This is a genomic window from Sphingobacterium sp. HSC-15S19, from assembly GCF_050433745.1.
Lineage (GTDB): Bacteria > Bacteroidota > Bacteroidia > Sphingobacteriales > Sphingobacteriaceae > Sphingobacterium > Sphingobacterium siyangense.
Genome location: NZ_JBNPWQ010000003.1, coordinates 90,540 through 105,381, shown reverse-complemented (window position 1 = coordinate 105,381; position 14,842 = coordinate 90,540). Strand labels below are relative to the sequence as shown.

Annotated in this window: 8 protein-coding genes; all 8 read right to left on the bottom strand. The window is 43.8% G+C overall.

Translation table 11 applies throughout. From position 1 onward, the window contains the following. Positions 1-46: 46 nt before the first annotated feature. The 8 genes from L1283_RS03750 to L1283_RS03715 all read right to left on the bottom strand — a co-directional run bounded on the left by L1283_RS03750 (position 47) and on the right by L1283_RS03715 (position 14,799). The gene (locus L1283_RS03750; protein ID WP_286732454.1) at positions 47-1,372 is read right to left on the bottom strand and encodes an MFS transporter; all 1,326 of its coding nucleotides are present in this window, start codon (positions 1,370-1,372) and stop codon (positions 47-49) included. A 98-nt stretch (positions 1,373-1,470) separates the two neighbouring features. Beyond that, positions 1,471-3,780, bottom strand: a complete 2,310-nt coding sequence (locus L1283_RS03745; RefSeq protein ID WP_429625779.1) for a family 65 glycosyl hydrolase domain-containing protein — start codon at positions 3,778-3,780, stop codon at positions 1,471-1,473. A gap of 108 nt (positions 3,781-3,888) precedes the next feature. Further along, a complete protein-coding gene (pgmB, locus tag L1283_RS03740) occupies positions 3,889-4,536 on the bottom strand; it encodes a beta-phosphoglucomutase (RefSeq protein WP_075991631.1) in 648 nt (215 codons plus the stop codon). A gap of 33 nt (positions 4,537-4,569) precedes the next feature. After that, on the bottom strand, positions 4,570-6,429 hold the full coding sequence (locus L1283_RS03735; protein WP_429625778.1) for a glycoside hydrolase family 13 protein: 1,860 nt from the start codon (positions 6,427-6,429) through the stop codon (positions 4,570-4,572). Between the two features lie 6 nt (positions 6,430-6,435). Further along, positions 6,436-7,455, bottom strand: a complete 1,020-nt coding sequence (locus tag L1283_RS03730; RefSeq protein ID WP_172840659.1) for a SusF/SusE family outer membrane protein — start codon at positions 7,453-7,455, stop codon at positions 6,436-6,438. Positions 7,456-7,621: 166 nt separating this feature from the next. Beyond that, positions 7,622-9,217 carry a RagB/SusD family nutrient uptake outer membrane protein gene (locus L1283_RS03725; protein ID WP_088160638.1) on the bottom strand — a complete coding sequence of 532 codons (1,596 nt, stop codon included), beginning with the start codon at positions 9,215-9,217 and terminating at the stop codon, positions 7,622-7,624. 11 nt (positions 9,218-9,228) lie between these two features. Next, on the bottom strand, positions 9,229-12,198 hold the full coding sequence (locus L1283_RS03720; protein ID WP_429625777.1) for a SusC/RagA family TonB-linked outer membrane protein: 2,970 nt from the start codon (positions 12,196-12,198) through the stop codon (positions 9,229-9,231). A 15-nt stretch (positions 12,199-12,213) separates the two neighbouring features. Beyond that, positions 12,214-14,799 carry an alpha-amylase family glycosyl hydrolase gene (locus tag L1283_RS03715; RefSeq protein WP_429625776.1) on the bottom strand — a complete coding sequence of 862 codons (2,586 nt, stop codon included), beginning with the start codon at positions 14,797-14,799 and terminating at the stop codon, positions 12,214-12,216. Positions 14,800-14,842: the final 43 nt, after the last annotated feature.

Sequence of the window (14,842 nt, the reverse complement as noted above, 5' to 3'; positions counted from 1 at the left end):
CGTAGACGTAGAAGGTTTAGCCTACGTCTACGATAATGGCATGCACTTAATTCTTACGCTTTGGAACAAAGAATGCCGCCAGCAACATAAATATGCCGGCCAACAACAAGCCGTAAATGGATTGGCTATGAAAAAAATATTTGATGATCATTCCGCCAAAAAATCCACACACAATCTGAGGTAGGGTAATGAAAAAATTAAATAGCCCCATATAAACCCCCATTTTACCCGAAGGCAAATGATCGCTCAAAATTGCATAAGGCATTGCCAAAATGCTTCCCCAAGCGATACCAATACCGATCATAGGAAGAATCAGTAGATTGGCATCTTTGATCAGAAATAATGAAATTAACGAAAGCCCACCAATGGAAAGCCCAAGAGCATGTGTTTTTCCACGCCCAAAATGTTTAGCTATCCGCGGAATAAACAAGGCATACAAGGCCGAGACTCCATTGTAAATACCAAAAAGCACACCTACCCAATTGGCAGCCTCCATATAGAGATCCTGCCGATTTCCTTCCCGCAGGTAAAAAACCGAATCAGCAATAGCAGGAGTTGTATACACCCACATCATAAAAAGGGCAAACCAGGAGAAAAACTGGACCCAGCCCAATTTGCGCATGATCAATGGCATCTTACCGATATCACTAAAGATAGAACGCAAGCCAAACTTTGGTGTCGCATCCTGTTCAATAGCAACCGCATCCGAAAAAGTCTGAAGCGCTGCTGGTGAGTACTCTTTTGTTTTGAACACAGACCATAACACCGTTAGAAGCAGGACAAAACCGCCTACATAAAAGGAGTAGATAACATTACTCGGTACTTGCCCGGCTTCAGAAGTTCCTGCTACATGAAAATACTTCGTCAACATAAAGGGAAGTAGCGAGCCAAGAACAGCGCCAATCCCGATTAAAAAGGTCTGTACCGAGAAGCCCAAACTTCGCTGACTGCTCGGCAGATTATCACCGATCAGCGCCCGAAAGGGCTCCATCGTCACATTGATGGAAGCATCCATAAACATCAATAAGCCTGCACCGATCCAAAGTGGCGCCAATAATGTTGTCAATAATGCCGCATTGGGCATTAAAAATAAAGTCAGCGTAGTCAACAGTGCCCCCACCAAAATATAAGGTCGCCGCCGGCCCAATCTATTCCAGGTTCGATCACTATAATGGCCTATAATTGGCTGTACAATCATCCCCGTAATCGGAGCAGCAAGCCAAAAAAGTGAAAGATGCTCCACATCAGCACCAAATGTTTGGAGAATACGGGAGGCGTTGCCATTTTGCAGAGCAAAACCCATTTGTATCCCCAGAAATCCAAAACTCATATTGATGACCTGGCTAATGCTTAATTCAGGTTTATTTCCCATAATAGGCTATAAAAATTTAAGACAAAATACAATTTAATTACCATTTAACCCCTATTTTCAGCAGCATAAGAGGTTCTTTCACTGCTGAAAACTAGGGTTTATCTCCGCTGAAGCACCTTTTTTTTGCTTTGCCCAGACAGCGCGAAAGCTTCGGTTACCGTCTGGATATGGACTGCAGTATCACTGACATTTTCGATCGTATAGCCATCGGCATCTACTGCAATCAGTAAAGTCGCTCCTCGAAATAACACCCGGAATTTATATCCTTCCCATTCTTTGGGCAACATCGGATTTAAATACAATTGTCCGTCCTTAATTCGCATTCCTGCAAAGCCCTCTACGATTGTCATCCAGGTACCCGCCATCGACGTAATATGTAAACCGTCTTCGGTATCGTTATTGTAATCGTCCAGATCCAAACGTGAGGTGCGCAGATAGAATTCATACGCTTTTTCCGGCTTGTTCAATTTAGCGGCCAGTATCGCATGTACGCAGGGAGAGAGCGAACTTTCATGCACCGTAAAAGGCTCATAGAATTCATAATGTCGACCTAGGGTCTCCAGGTCAAATTGATCCTCAAGGAAGTAAAAACCTTGCAATACATCGGCCTGTTTGATATAACAGGAACGCAGAATCCTATCCCAACTCCAATGCTGGTTAATAGGGCGATGCGATGGATCAAGTTCTGCCACAGGAATCAGCTCTTTGTCCAAAAAGCCATCTTGCTGCAAATATACATTCCGTTGCGCATCAAAAGGATAATACATATTATCGACAATGTGCTGCCATTTTTGTTGTTCTTCCGATGCTACGGCCAACTTCGTGTTCAGTGCGTCAGCATTGTTGGAGCTTAGCTGCGCCAGCTTGTTTAAACAGTCCAGTGTATATTCCAGGCACCAGGATGCAATCCGATTGGTATACCAATTGTTGTTCACGTTGTTTTCATACTCGTTTGGTCCCGTCACGCCCAACATCACATATTGCTGGCGTTCGGCACTCCAATTGACACGCTGTGCCCAGAATCGGCTTATCGCAACCAAAACTTCCAATCCGTGCGACCAGATGTAATCCTGATCTCCGGTATAACGGACATAGTTATAGATTGCAAATGCTATGGCTCCATTGCGATGAATCTCCTCAAAGGTAATCTCCCATTCATTATGGCATTCCTCACCATTAATCGTAACCATGGGATAGAGTGCTGCGCCCCGATTAAAGCCGAGTTTAGCCGCATTTTCGATTGCCTTTTCCAATTGCTGATGACGATAAATCAACAAATTACGGGCAATCTTTGGTGACTGTGTTGCCAGGTAAAATGGAATACAATATGCTTCGGTATCCCAATACGTGACACCACCATATTTTTCACCTGTAAAACCTTTAGGGCCAATATTGAGGCGCTCATCTTCGCCGGTATAAGTCTGGTTAAGCTGGAAAATATTGTAGCGTATTGCCTGCTGTGCTGCGACATCACCACTAATTTCAATATCACTTTCTGCCCAGATCGCTTGCCAGGCTGCTGCCTGTTGAGCCTTTAACTGCTCATAACTCAGCCCATTCAATTGGTGTAGATTAACCGAAGCAGCTTCTTTTAGCTGAGCTTGCAGGTGATTCTGCGAGGTGACAATGGCAACGCGCTTCTCAACACGACAAATTTGAGATTCAGCAAGATCTGTCTGATAGATCTCTGTCATACAGCCCGGACTTGCGACGGTATCGTGCACTTCCACGACCGCTGTTGGACCAGTTACGCTCGTTGTAAGCATGGCATAGACTTCAAACCCCGTTTTCTTGGTGCGCGCCACCACAAAGGTATTTTCACCATCCCTACCCTGCGCTGTACTTTCCCAAAATTGCTCGTCATAGTTACTATCACGATTAACGACTTCAGCATTTAACTGCGACCTGATCTCCAATGTAATTGGACCAGAAAGCGCCTGGATGTTGTACTGCAATGAAGCTGTTTCGGAAGCAAACAGATGATACATCCGGCTTGCTTCTACCTTAAGCTGTGCTCCGTCTGGCATTTCCACGGCAAAACTGCGGTATAAAACGCCATGCTGCATATCCAGTCGGCGTTCAAAAGATTTGACCGTAACTTTATTCAGATCTAACACTTGCCCATTGACCAGAATATCCAGGCCTATCCAATCGATGGAATTGATGACCTTGGCAAAATATTCCGGATAGCCATTTTTCCACCAGCCTACACGTGTTTTGTCCGGATAATAAATACCGGCCAAATACGACCCTTGCAAAGATTTCCCGCTGAATTGTTCTTCAAAATTAGCCCTCTGTCCCATCCGACCATTACCAATAGCGAAGATACTTTCCGAAAATTCATTATGTTCGGGGCGAAATGTATCTTCGATAATTTGCCAAGGGTTATGTTTGATATATGTTTTCATCTTTTTATTTTTTTCACCGCATGCTCGGAATCGAAGGCAAATAAATGATTGCCCTATTTACCGATACCATCTACAGCATGCTTTCCGCTATTGAATTTCTCCTAAATTTTAAAATTTATCGACTAAGGTCCCTAAATCTGCTACGACCAAATCCGCTCCCCTGAGATGTTCTTTCAGGCCTATACCTATTACCTGCATACCGGCTGCCCGTGCTGCATCGATTCCAGCCTGTGCATCTTCCAGCACCAGGCAGTGGGCCGGCGCAATCTCCAGCACCTCGGCCCCCTTAAGGAAAACTTCCGGGTTGGGTTTAGAAAGCTGCACTACATTCCCATCGATCAGCGCATCGAAATAGGGTATAATTCCGGTTTTTTCAAGGATACCCATTGCATTCTTGCTGGCCGAACCAAGTCCAATCTTAATTCCTTTTTGCTGTAGTTTTTTCAAAAGTTCCAAACTACCCGAAAGCAAGTGGTCAGGACTCAGCTGCTCAATCAACTCCAGGTACCATTGGTTTTTAAGCACCAGTAAATCCGCTTTTTCAGCTTCAGACTTTTCCACCCCGGCCCATTTTAAAATAAGCTCCAGGGATTCGATCCGGCTGACACCTTTCAGCTGCTCATTGTCAACAATGGAAAACGAATAGCCCAAGTCTTCGGCCAATCTATGCCAAGCTTGAAAATGGTAGATTGCCGTATCCACCAACACACCGTCCAAATCAAATATTACGGCTTTTACAGTAGTATAATTAATCATTGAAAAATGAATTCTATAGAATTTTAAATTGTATTAAAACTTAAGCTCCAAAACTTTAGTCTCATAAGCTTCCAGTTTCAAGGTATTGTCAGCTGGAGCGGTTTCCTGTTTTTGGATAATATCAACATAGGATCTGACCCTGCTGTTTCTTTCCTTAAAACGATCCAGTTTGATCTCTTTCGTCGAATCATTGCAATTCATCACGACCATAACCGTCTGTTGCTCGTTGTAGCGGAAATACACATACACACCATCTTCGGGCACATACTGCATCGTTTTACCAGTTTGTAATACAGCATGTCGTTTACGATAATTGGCTAGCGTTTGAACAAAAGTCCACATATCCTGCTCTGCCTTAGTCCTTCCGCCTGCGGTAAACTTGTTCAGTTTGTCACCCGCGAAACCACCCTGAAAGTCTTCCCGTAATAAACCATCTGGATTTGAGAAATTCTTCATCAGAATTTCAGCCCCGTAGTACAATTGTGGGATGCCCCTTGTTGTCATAAGCCAAGCCATTGCCGATTTATATTTCTGCACATTTTCACCGACAACGGAGAAAAAACGATCTTTATCGTGGTTATCCAAAAAAAGCACATTTTGCTCGGGATGTGGGTACAGAAAGTCTGAAGCGAGGGTTGAATACAATTTATTGGCTCCGGCGGTCCATTCTGTCTTTTGGTTGAGTGCATCACCTATGGCATAATTAAGCTGAAAATCCGTGACACCCATCAGCTTGGAATCGACCTCCTGGCCAACTCGTTTTCCACCCAGAAAATAGGCCTGGTTCCCCACACCATGTACCCATGTTTCACCAAAAAAGGTGAATTTTGGATACTCCTGCAGAATGCGATCTGTCCATTTGGCCATAAAATCCAGATCATTGTACGGATAGGTATCAATTCGGAATCCATCTATTGCCGCAGTCTCTATCCACCAGATATGGCTTTGGGTCAGATAATTTTGAACGTATGGGTTTTGTTCGTTCATATCGGGCATTGTGGGAACAAACCAGCCTTTGACCATTTTCTTTTTGTCATCTGCCGAGGCATAAGGATCAAAAACTGCCTGGTCTTTGTAAGATGTCTGCGTATAGGTAGGCCATTCATTGAGCCAGTCGGCCATCGGCTTGTCTTTTACCGTCCAATGATAACTTCCGATATGATTGGGCACCACATCAAAAATCAGTTTCATCTGACGTTTATGCAGCTGTTCCCCCAATTGGACATAGGTATCGTTGCTACCAAAACGGGGATCAATATGATAGGTTTCGGTGTTGGCATAACCATGATATGAAGCCTGGGGCATGTCATTGGTCAACACAGGAGTCAACCACAAGGATGTCACCCCAAGATCTTGTAGGTAATCCAGCTTTCCGATAATTCCTTCCAGATCACCGCCATGACGCAGATACATCGAGTCTCGGTTTAAACTCATATCCAACATACCTTTCACCTGATCATTTTCTCTATTTCCATTGGCAAAACGATCGGGCATAATCAGGTAGATCAAATCGGCACTGTTCACACCCTGTGCTTGTACTTTTTGATTCCTTGGCTTCAACTCATAACGATAGGTTAGTTTTTTCTTTCCCTGACTAAAGGTAAAAGTTGACCATCCTGGTTTGGCCGAAGCAGCCACCTTGACATCCAAAAAGAGGTAGTTGGGATTTTCTACGCGATTGACTTTGACAAGTTCTATCCCTTTATCCTCCACCTGTACCTCGCTTTTCCCTATCTGAGGTCCATAGACGACAAGCTGCAAGGTCGGATTTTCCATTCCTACCCACCAGTTTAGGGGTTCTACACGTTGGATGGATTGCCCCATTAGGGGGCTCCATCCAAGCACCGTTAGTGCCACGAATACTGTGGTAATCTTTTTATTTAGTTTAAACATCGTTTTTTATTTCTTTGTCAACGTATATGTATTTGCATTGAAATCCACGACGATATCATACGTACCGGCATTCGCAACCGCGATATTGGCCCCGCCGGCAATCAGACTGCCGTTAGCTCCGCCGAAATTTGTTCCCCAATCGTGGTTTTTACGGAATTTGATCTCGCCTGCAGTTAAGCTCACTGTGAGCTTCCATACCTGATTGGCATTGTCGAATTTCATATCCGTATCGGCATCCCAGCCCTTTGGCGTGGCGCTACCAATAATGCCCCAATTGTGATCTTTAAATGAAATGGTATTTGCTGTCGTATTGACTTCTATTTCCAGATTTCCTGCACGTGGAGCTTTTATATTTCCACCGCCATTAAAAGCGAGTTTACCATCTGCAGTCTGTCCATAGGAATTTGCCCAATTGCGCTCTGTCGTAATCTTAAATTCCGAATTCGCTTCCGGAAAGGAGATAATGCCCGTATAGATGCCGTTGCTTGTTGGGGAGACTATTGATTCAGCAGTAGCCGGATCCCATCCCTGATAAGCTCCTGGAACGTACAAATAGCTGGTCGAAGCAAAAGGGATTGCTTTAAGACTAGCTAACGCAGAAAACACCACCGTAATTTTAGTATTGATACTCGACTTGAGGCGTACATCAAAGTCCGAAGCCGTTCCCGTCGGAACACCAAGAGAAAGTAAATAGCCGTTCAATTCATAGCCTGTAAATCCAAGGCGTGTCCGGCCGTTGGGAATGACAACTTCTTTTACTGTTTTAAAATTGTCTCCTTTAAGTCCAAACTGCAGGACGTTGGTTACTGCGGCCTGAAAACCAAAGTCAGGCTGAATCATATTGAGGTGCAGTACCGTATCCTTTGCGTTATCTTTTGACAAGGTTACATTCGTTTTATCGAGGCTTAAAGTTGCCGGCTTTATGCTCTCCCCGCTAGCCAATATAGCGCGCGTCTCGTCTTTTTTACAACTTTGGAACGCCACGATAAATAGCAGCATGATTCCGATATAGTGTCTAATTTTCATCTGTTTAATTTTTGTTTTCAATAGCTGATGAAAGCCCGGGTAACTGACCATTCGCCAATGCGTCGAACAATAGATATTGCCCGGTTTCATCTGTCAACAATTGTCTTATTACAGGTAAGGCTACATTGACCGGAAGAGACTCGCCGTTCTTCCTGTCCGATGCTGATTAATTATAGCCTGGATTCTGTACAAGATTGGAGTTCGCAATAATATCCGAAGCAGGAAGTGGAAACAACGTCCTATACCCGGCAACTGCCTGACCTGCAAGCACACCACCTTTAAAAGGCCAGAGGTAATTATCACCCGTAAATTTGCCATAGCGGATTAAATCCGAACGTCTAAATCCTTCCCAGTATAATTCTTTCACACGCTCATTGAGAATATCATCCAAAGAAAGATTCGTTAAGTTCCCACTGTTGTTTCCATAGGCACGTACACGCAGTTTATTGACATAGTCCAGTGCTTTGGCCAAGCTGCCGCCAGAGCCGCCACGCAATGTCGCCTCAGCATAGATCAAGTTCATCTCTGCCAAACGGATCAACGGGAAATCCACCGAAGCAACGAAACCTTCAGCTGCCGGAGGAGCAGTTTTTCCGTCCTTGTTCACATTGCGGAATTTGGTAACCGCCAGCCCTTGCTTATAGACAGCGATATCTTCAATTTTAACGCTTGTATTTAAGTGAAACATTGCCCTCTTGTCCGTTGCTCCGCTGTAGTCTCCGAAAATCGTTGCGATATTGTCGCGTGTCCGATTTCCGGCCCAACCGCCGCCGGGTACACCGAAAGAAGTGGGATCCATGGTTGCGTCAATAGCTGCATTGATCAGATAAGTTGTACCACCCTTGCTCTGTGTTTTGGTTCCATCATAAGGCAGATAGAAAATAAATTCGGGGTTGTTCACATCATTATCCGCGTAAAAGAGCTCCCGATAATTTGTCCCCAAACTATAGCTCGAGTTCAGTACTTTTTCTGCGTATGTAATCGCTTCGGTATATTTCTTATTACCGGCACCCAGGTAAACTTCAGCGTTGAGGTATAAACGAGCTAACAGCCCCCATGCCGCAACTTGATCGACACGACCATATACATTCTGTTTGGCACCTTTTAGCTGGCCTGCAACTTCCAACAGCTCTTTCTCTACATACGCAAAAAGTTCAGGTCGTTTGATCTGGGGCGGCGACACTTTTCCGACAGGAGTTTCTTCGGTTACAAATGGTGGATTTCCAAACAAATCAAGCAGCACCCAATAATTATAAGCACGTAAGAATCTTGCTTCGGCACGATAATAAGCGATTTCTTTTTTATCGGTATCTGAAATACCGCGTTCGGCCAATTTAGCATCTGTACTTTCTCTTAAAAATTCATTGACAAGTGTGGCACTATAGACACAGCGGGTATAAAGACCACGGAGCATGGGATTGCTATCGTCAAAATCGAGGTAATCCAGTCCGCTAATCCCCGAATCATTGAGCCAGGCACAGGCGGCCTCATCGGTTGTAAGTTCCTGTGCGTTCCAAAAGAGGCGTAAAAAATCCGATGTACCGGCATCCAATCCTCCCAGATCAGAGTTATTCGGCCCCGATGTACTGGTTAAGGTCAATGATCCATATAATCTTGCGAAAGACGAGGTATAGCCTTTAAAATCACTGTAGGCTACATCTGCAGTTACGTCGTTGGTCGGTTTTAGATCCAAATCCTTATGGCAGCTGCTCAGTGCTATAGCCAGCAAGCATACACCTATATATTTATTTAATTTTTTCATTGTTATATCGTTTAAAAACTCACATTTACACCCAATACATAAGTCCTTGGCCTCGGATAGAAGCGATCGTCTATACCGTTCGATATCTCGGGGTCAACACCTTTATAATTGGTGATCGTAAATACATTTTGTACAGTTGCAGAAATCGACATTGAAGCGTTACTATTCCGGATAAATTTTCCAAGGTTATAACTCAGGTTGACATTATCCATTTTCAAAAACGAAGCGTTCTTAATGTAGTAATCACTTCGGAGCTGTTTGAGCAGAAAATTGGTATTAAAGAAATCCACAGGTGCATTATTGATCACCAAAACGGCCTGATCGTTGATATTTGCCCCGCTTCCCAAATTAGAGGAAACATTGTCGTAGACATAATTATCCAAATTTGCGCGCAATACCGTTGTTGCCGACCATTTTTTATAGCTGTATGCCGCTGTAAAACCCAAAAGATATTTCGGTAACGGTGATTTATACAGATAGCGATCGTTATCGCTGATAACGCCATCTCCATTACGGTCAACATAGACACCTTCGACAGGATGCCCTTGTTCATCATATACCTGTTGGAAAACATTGAAACTGTTTGGCATGAAATTAACCTTATGCGCCTGGATATTTCCGCCTGTACCACCACGGATACCACCTGTCTCTACAATAAAGTTTGGATCATCACTCTGTGTCAGATTGGTTACTTTACTCTTATTATAAGTTAGGTTAAAACCGATGTCCAAAGTCGAATTATCCGTTTTTAGCGGGACGAAGTGTACATTAAACTCCAGCCCCTGGTTTTCCATGTTACCCACGTTGGTCAACAGGAAATTGCTAAAGTTAGAGCCTACAGGAACGGGAATCGTGCTGAGCAGGTCTTTGGTCTTTTTCGAATAATAATCCACGCTACCATAGACCCGATTGTTGCTAAAGCCAAAATCAACGCCGGCATTATAGGTTGTTGTATTTTCCCAACGAATGTCTTTATCGTAGGCCACAGGTGAATTTAAATAGTAGTATTCATCACCAAAGCGATACATGGACTCGTTGCCGCTGATGGTATAATTAGGCAAATAAGAATAGTTGGCGATGCCATCTTGCTGCCCGGTTTTTCCATAACTTAGACGGAGCTTCAGTTCGGATACTGCAGCTATATCTTTTAAAAAGCCTTCATTTTTGGCGCGCCAGGTGAATCCTACAGAAGGAAAATATCCCCAACGGTTATCAGGACTAAAACGGGAAGAACCATCCGACCGCAAAGTTCCCGACAGAACATACCGGTTGTCATAGGTATAAATCAGACGCCCATAATAAGAGATCAACAGATTTTCGGGTTTATCAAAAGGCCGAGTAGGTTCATTTAGGATCTTATCACCTTCCGCATTTGTACGGTTAAAATTGTAAACCTTACTACTATTTTTATAGTAGCCATAGCCCAATGTCGCGTCTATCGTACTTTTGATTGTAGGTAATTCCTTATCATACTTTAAATAAAACTCCAGCGTTTTATTGTTGATATCGGTTTTATATTGGGTTCTTTCACCCCCTTCATTAAAATTACGTGCAGCTATCGCTGGTGTAAATGTGTTCCCTTTCGAACGCGCCAGATCGTATCCAACGTTTAAGTTGGCATGCAGCTCCGGCAGGAAATGAAAACTATAATCCACCTTTGCATTTCCAATACTTCTAAACACATCGCCATTATCTTTGCGTAAATCCAACAAGGCTAAAGGATTTCGTGGTGCATTGGGATTAGGTTTCCCCCCTTGAATCCACTCATAATACCCGCCAAAACTATTTTTATCATCCACATAAACCGGTTGAGTCGGATCAAACTGAATAGCAGAACCAATTGCATCCTGTGTCGCAAATTTCGATTTTGACCAGGTACCACGGACATTTACATCCAATGAAAGATGATTGTCCAGAAATTTTGGTGTTAATGCCAATGCAGCAGTAGTTCGTTTTAAGTTATCATTTTTCAATACCCCATCCTGGTTCATATAGCCCGCAGATATACGGTAAGGCATATTGCCCGCTTTGGAAGCAATATTAACGTTATTATCCGTTGTAAATGCATTGCCATAAATCACATCCTGCCAGTCGGTATTTGCTGTTCCCAACAACTTTTTCATGGCATCACTACCATTTGTATTGACGTAATCGCGGATTTGATCGGCGTTGAGCAACTTTACTTTATTGGCTACGGTAGCCAATGAATTCTGTGTAGAGAAGTTGATTTGTGTTCCTGAGCGACTGCCTTTTTTTGTCGTAATCAAAATAACCCCATTCGACGCTCGCGAACCATAGATGGCTGTTGCATTGGCATCTTTCAAAATTGTAAATGTCTCGATATCATTTGGGTTAATCAAACTTAATGGGTTAGCTACCCCAGATACAGAACCACCTGCCAATGGAATTCCATCTACGACAATTAACGGATCGTTACTGGCGTTCAATGAAGCTCCGGTACGAATACGGATGGTGCTTCCTGCACCCGGCTGCCCCCCACTTGTTGTAATCTGTACGCCTGGAACTTTCCCCATAATGAGTTGCTCCGGCGAGGAGATCTGTCCTTTTTGAAAATCTTTTGCAGATACTGTGCTGATTGAACCCGTCAGGTCACTTTTCTTTTGTGTACCATAACCAATTACTACAACCTCTTCCAGTGCACTGGTATTGGATTTAAGGTAAAGGTTTAACGGATGTTGTCCATCGTTGACCTGGATCAAGGTATCCAAGGTCGCGTATCCGACCATACTTACTTTCAGACGTAATTTCCCTGTTTGTAGTCTATCCAAGCTAAAATCCCCATTCGCATTGGTAGACAGTGATTTTTGAATATCCTCGAAGCGCAGTGTAGCACCGACCAAGGAACTCCCCTTCTGGTCCATTACTCGCCCTTTTAGCGTTGCCTGTTGCGCGAATGCCGAAGCACTTACACCGAGTAGCATGCTCAGAGCCCAAAATGGACGTGATAGCTGTTTGTTCATAAAATAACTGTTTATTTATTTATTTAGTTTTGTTTTGCTTATTAATTGGTACTGCCCAGGTAGGAGACTCAATTTTGACTGGCCTGACCAATTGAGCTCTTTTCCCGTAAAATTATCGACCCACTGCCCCTGCAACGCTGCCGGCAAGGCAAAGTCCACACTTTCTACCCCAAAATTGCCAAGTACCCCTACTTGTTGTCCTTCCTTTTCGAGAACAAAATATTTAACGGCATCTTTCATAGCCGATGTGATAATCGTCCCGTTTTGGAAAATGCTATTTTTGGTTTTGAAACGTGTAAGTTTGGCATAGGTCTCAAAGAGCTTTTTGCGATCATCTTGTTGTAGATAGCTCCACAACAATGGTTTTTCGCCTGTGCGCCCATTTTCATCGATAGACACATCATAGCCGTATTCACCAAACTGCCAGATCATCTTAGGTCCTGGCGAAGCCAATAAAAACACGGCGGCCTGTTCCATACGTTTTAATGCCGTACTGAGGTTCTTGACGTTATAGCTACCTGATGAATTGCCGTAATTCAGGCATTTGAACAGCAACCGCTGTTCATCATGGCTTTCCATATAAGACACAAACGAAGGTTGTGTCATGCCATGGCCCGAAGGGAATAATCTGCCTAAATCCGAGCCGTTGTTGGCATTCCAGCCCATTGCCGCCTCATTGAAGACCCCATTCATGTTGTTCCATAGTAACATCCCCGATTGCGCAAGTTCGGCCTCTTCCTGATCTCCACCAAGATGTTCGAGAATAATATAACACGAGGGATCGATGCTGCGAATATGCTGCTGGTATTGCTTCAAGATAGCCACACGTGACGCATCGTAAGCATTCCATGCACTCAAATCACTTTCTGAAGTACCCGAATTTTTCTGTGTAAACCCTTTAGACAAGTCAAATCGGAACCCATCAATCTTGTACTCCTGCATCCAATAGGTCAAAACATCCTTGACAAAAGTCTGTGTATAACTACTTTCATGGTTAAAGTCGAAGCCAACATTGAACGGATGCTTGGCAACCGTATTGAACCAAGGGCTATTGCCAGCTACGTTGCCCTGCTCAAAATAAAGCTGTACTAGCGGGGATTGACCAAAAGCATGATTAAAAACAACATCCAAAATCACGGCAATACCATTTTCATGACAAGCGTCTACGTAGGCTTTCAAGTCATTTTTCAAACCATAATATTTATCCAAAGCGCGGTGGAAAGAAGGATTATAACCCCAGGTCGAATTCCCCTCCGATTCCTGTACAGGCATAAGCTCGACCGCATTTACACCCAGCCGTTTTAAATAAGGCAAAGAGTCTTTCAATGTGGTATATTGATGTTGTTTGATAAAATCACGGACCAAGAGTTCGTAAATAACTAAATCACCTTGAGCTGGCTTATTAAATAGCGTGGTTTTCCATGAGTAAGACTTGGCTGGAAGATCCAATACACCAACTACTCCCTGCGCAGCAGCGGGATAAGTGGGTACAGCCGCCGCGGTCAGTCCGAGTGCCGCGTCGTTTTGCGGATCAAGAATCAGCTCAGCATAGGGGTCGGCGATATTCAGCTGACCGTCCACCAAAAACTGATAAGTCTGTTTTTTAGAGAAATCCAGATTCGATACGGTAACCCACCAGGTTTTGCCATCTGGTGTCTGGCTCATCGCATAGGCTGGTAACGCTTTATAGTTATTAAAATCGCCCAAGACATACACACTCGTTTTTAATGGCGCTGTGAGCGCAAAACTGACCTCCCCTTTTTCCCTGTTTATCGTTGTTCCGTTTGGATTGATGCCGATCGGGAGTGCGGCGATGGTAGGTTTTGATTGCACAAATAACTGTGCTTTACTGAAATATATTTTGCCCCCAGCCTCAAGACGTGCTTCAAGCTCGTGCAGGCCATTGCTCTGTAGGCTGAGCGATTTTTCTAATGACGGTACCGCAGAAGATTCAGCAAGCAATAAACCATTATCCCAGATACTGATTTTCCCGGACTGCGTTGCCTGTACTTTTAGCTTCAGATTATCCCCAACGGTGTACATCTGTTCCAGGGTAATTGGATCTGTGGGTTGCAGCGTAGGCGAAACAAAACGAATGGCCTGTGTATTGCTCGTTACAAGAGGAAGAAATAGATCTGAATTATTTTTGTTTCGTTGGACCAGCGACCCATCACCATTGCGGACTAAAAGTGCCATCTGACCAAATTCTCCGCCATTAGTCAGGTTAAAAAATTTGGAGGGGGTAAATGTGAATGAATATAAACCAGCAGAAACAAATTTAAGTTTATAGGCATTATCATTTTTAGACCAATCTGTTGCTACATGTTGCCAGCTGCCCCCATTGACAGGAATCAACCCGGTGTGTAGGTACAGGTCGGTAGTGCTTCCTTTTAAAGCCGCATTTCCTTTCGAAAAATCAAATTGAATAGTAATTTCCTGATCCCAGTAGATAAATGGGTCGGAAAGATTGAGCAAACCAGATCCCTGCTGTTCTATAACAGGAGGTTGCTCGACATCCACGATATCTTTCTTATTTGCACATGATGATAATAGGACAATCACCCAGAGATACCCTATTAAACGAGAGATATGCTTCCCCATCGATAATTAGCTTTACTTGGAATCTGAAATTGGGAACGTTCCC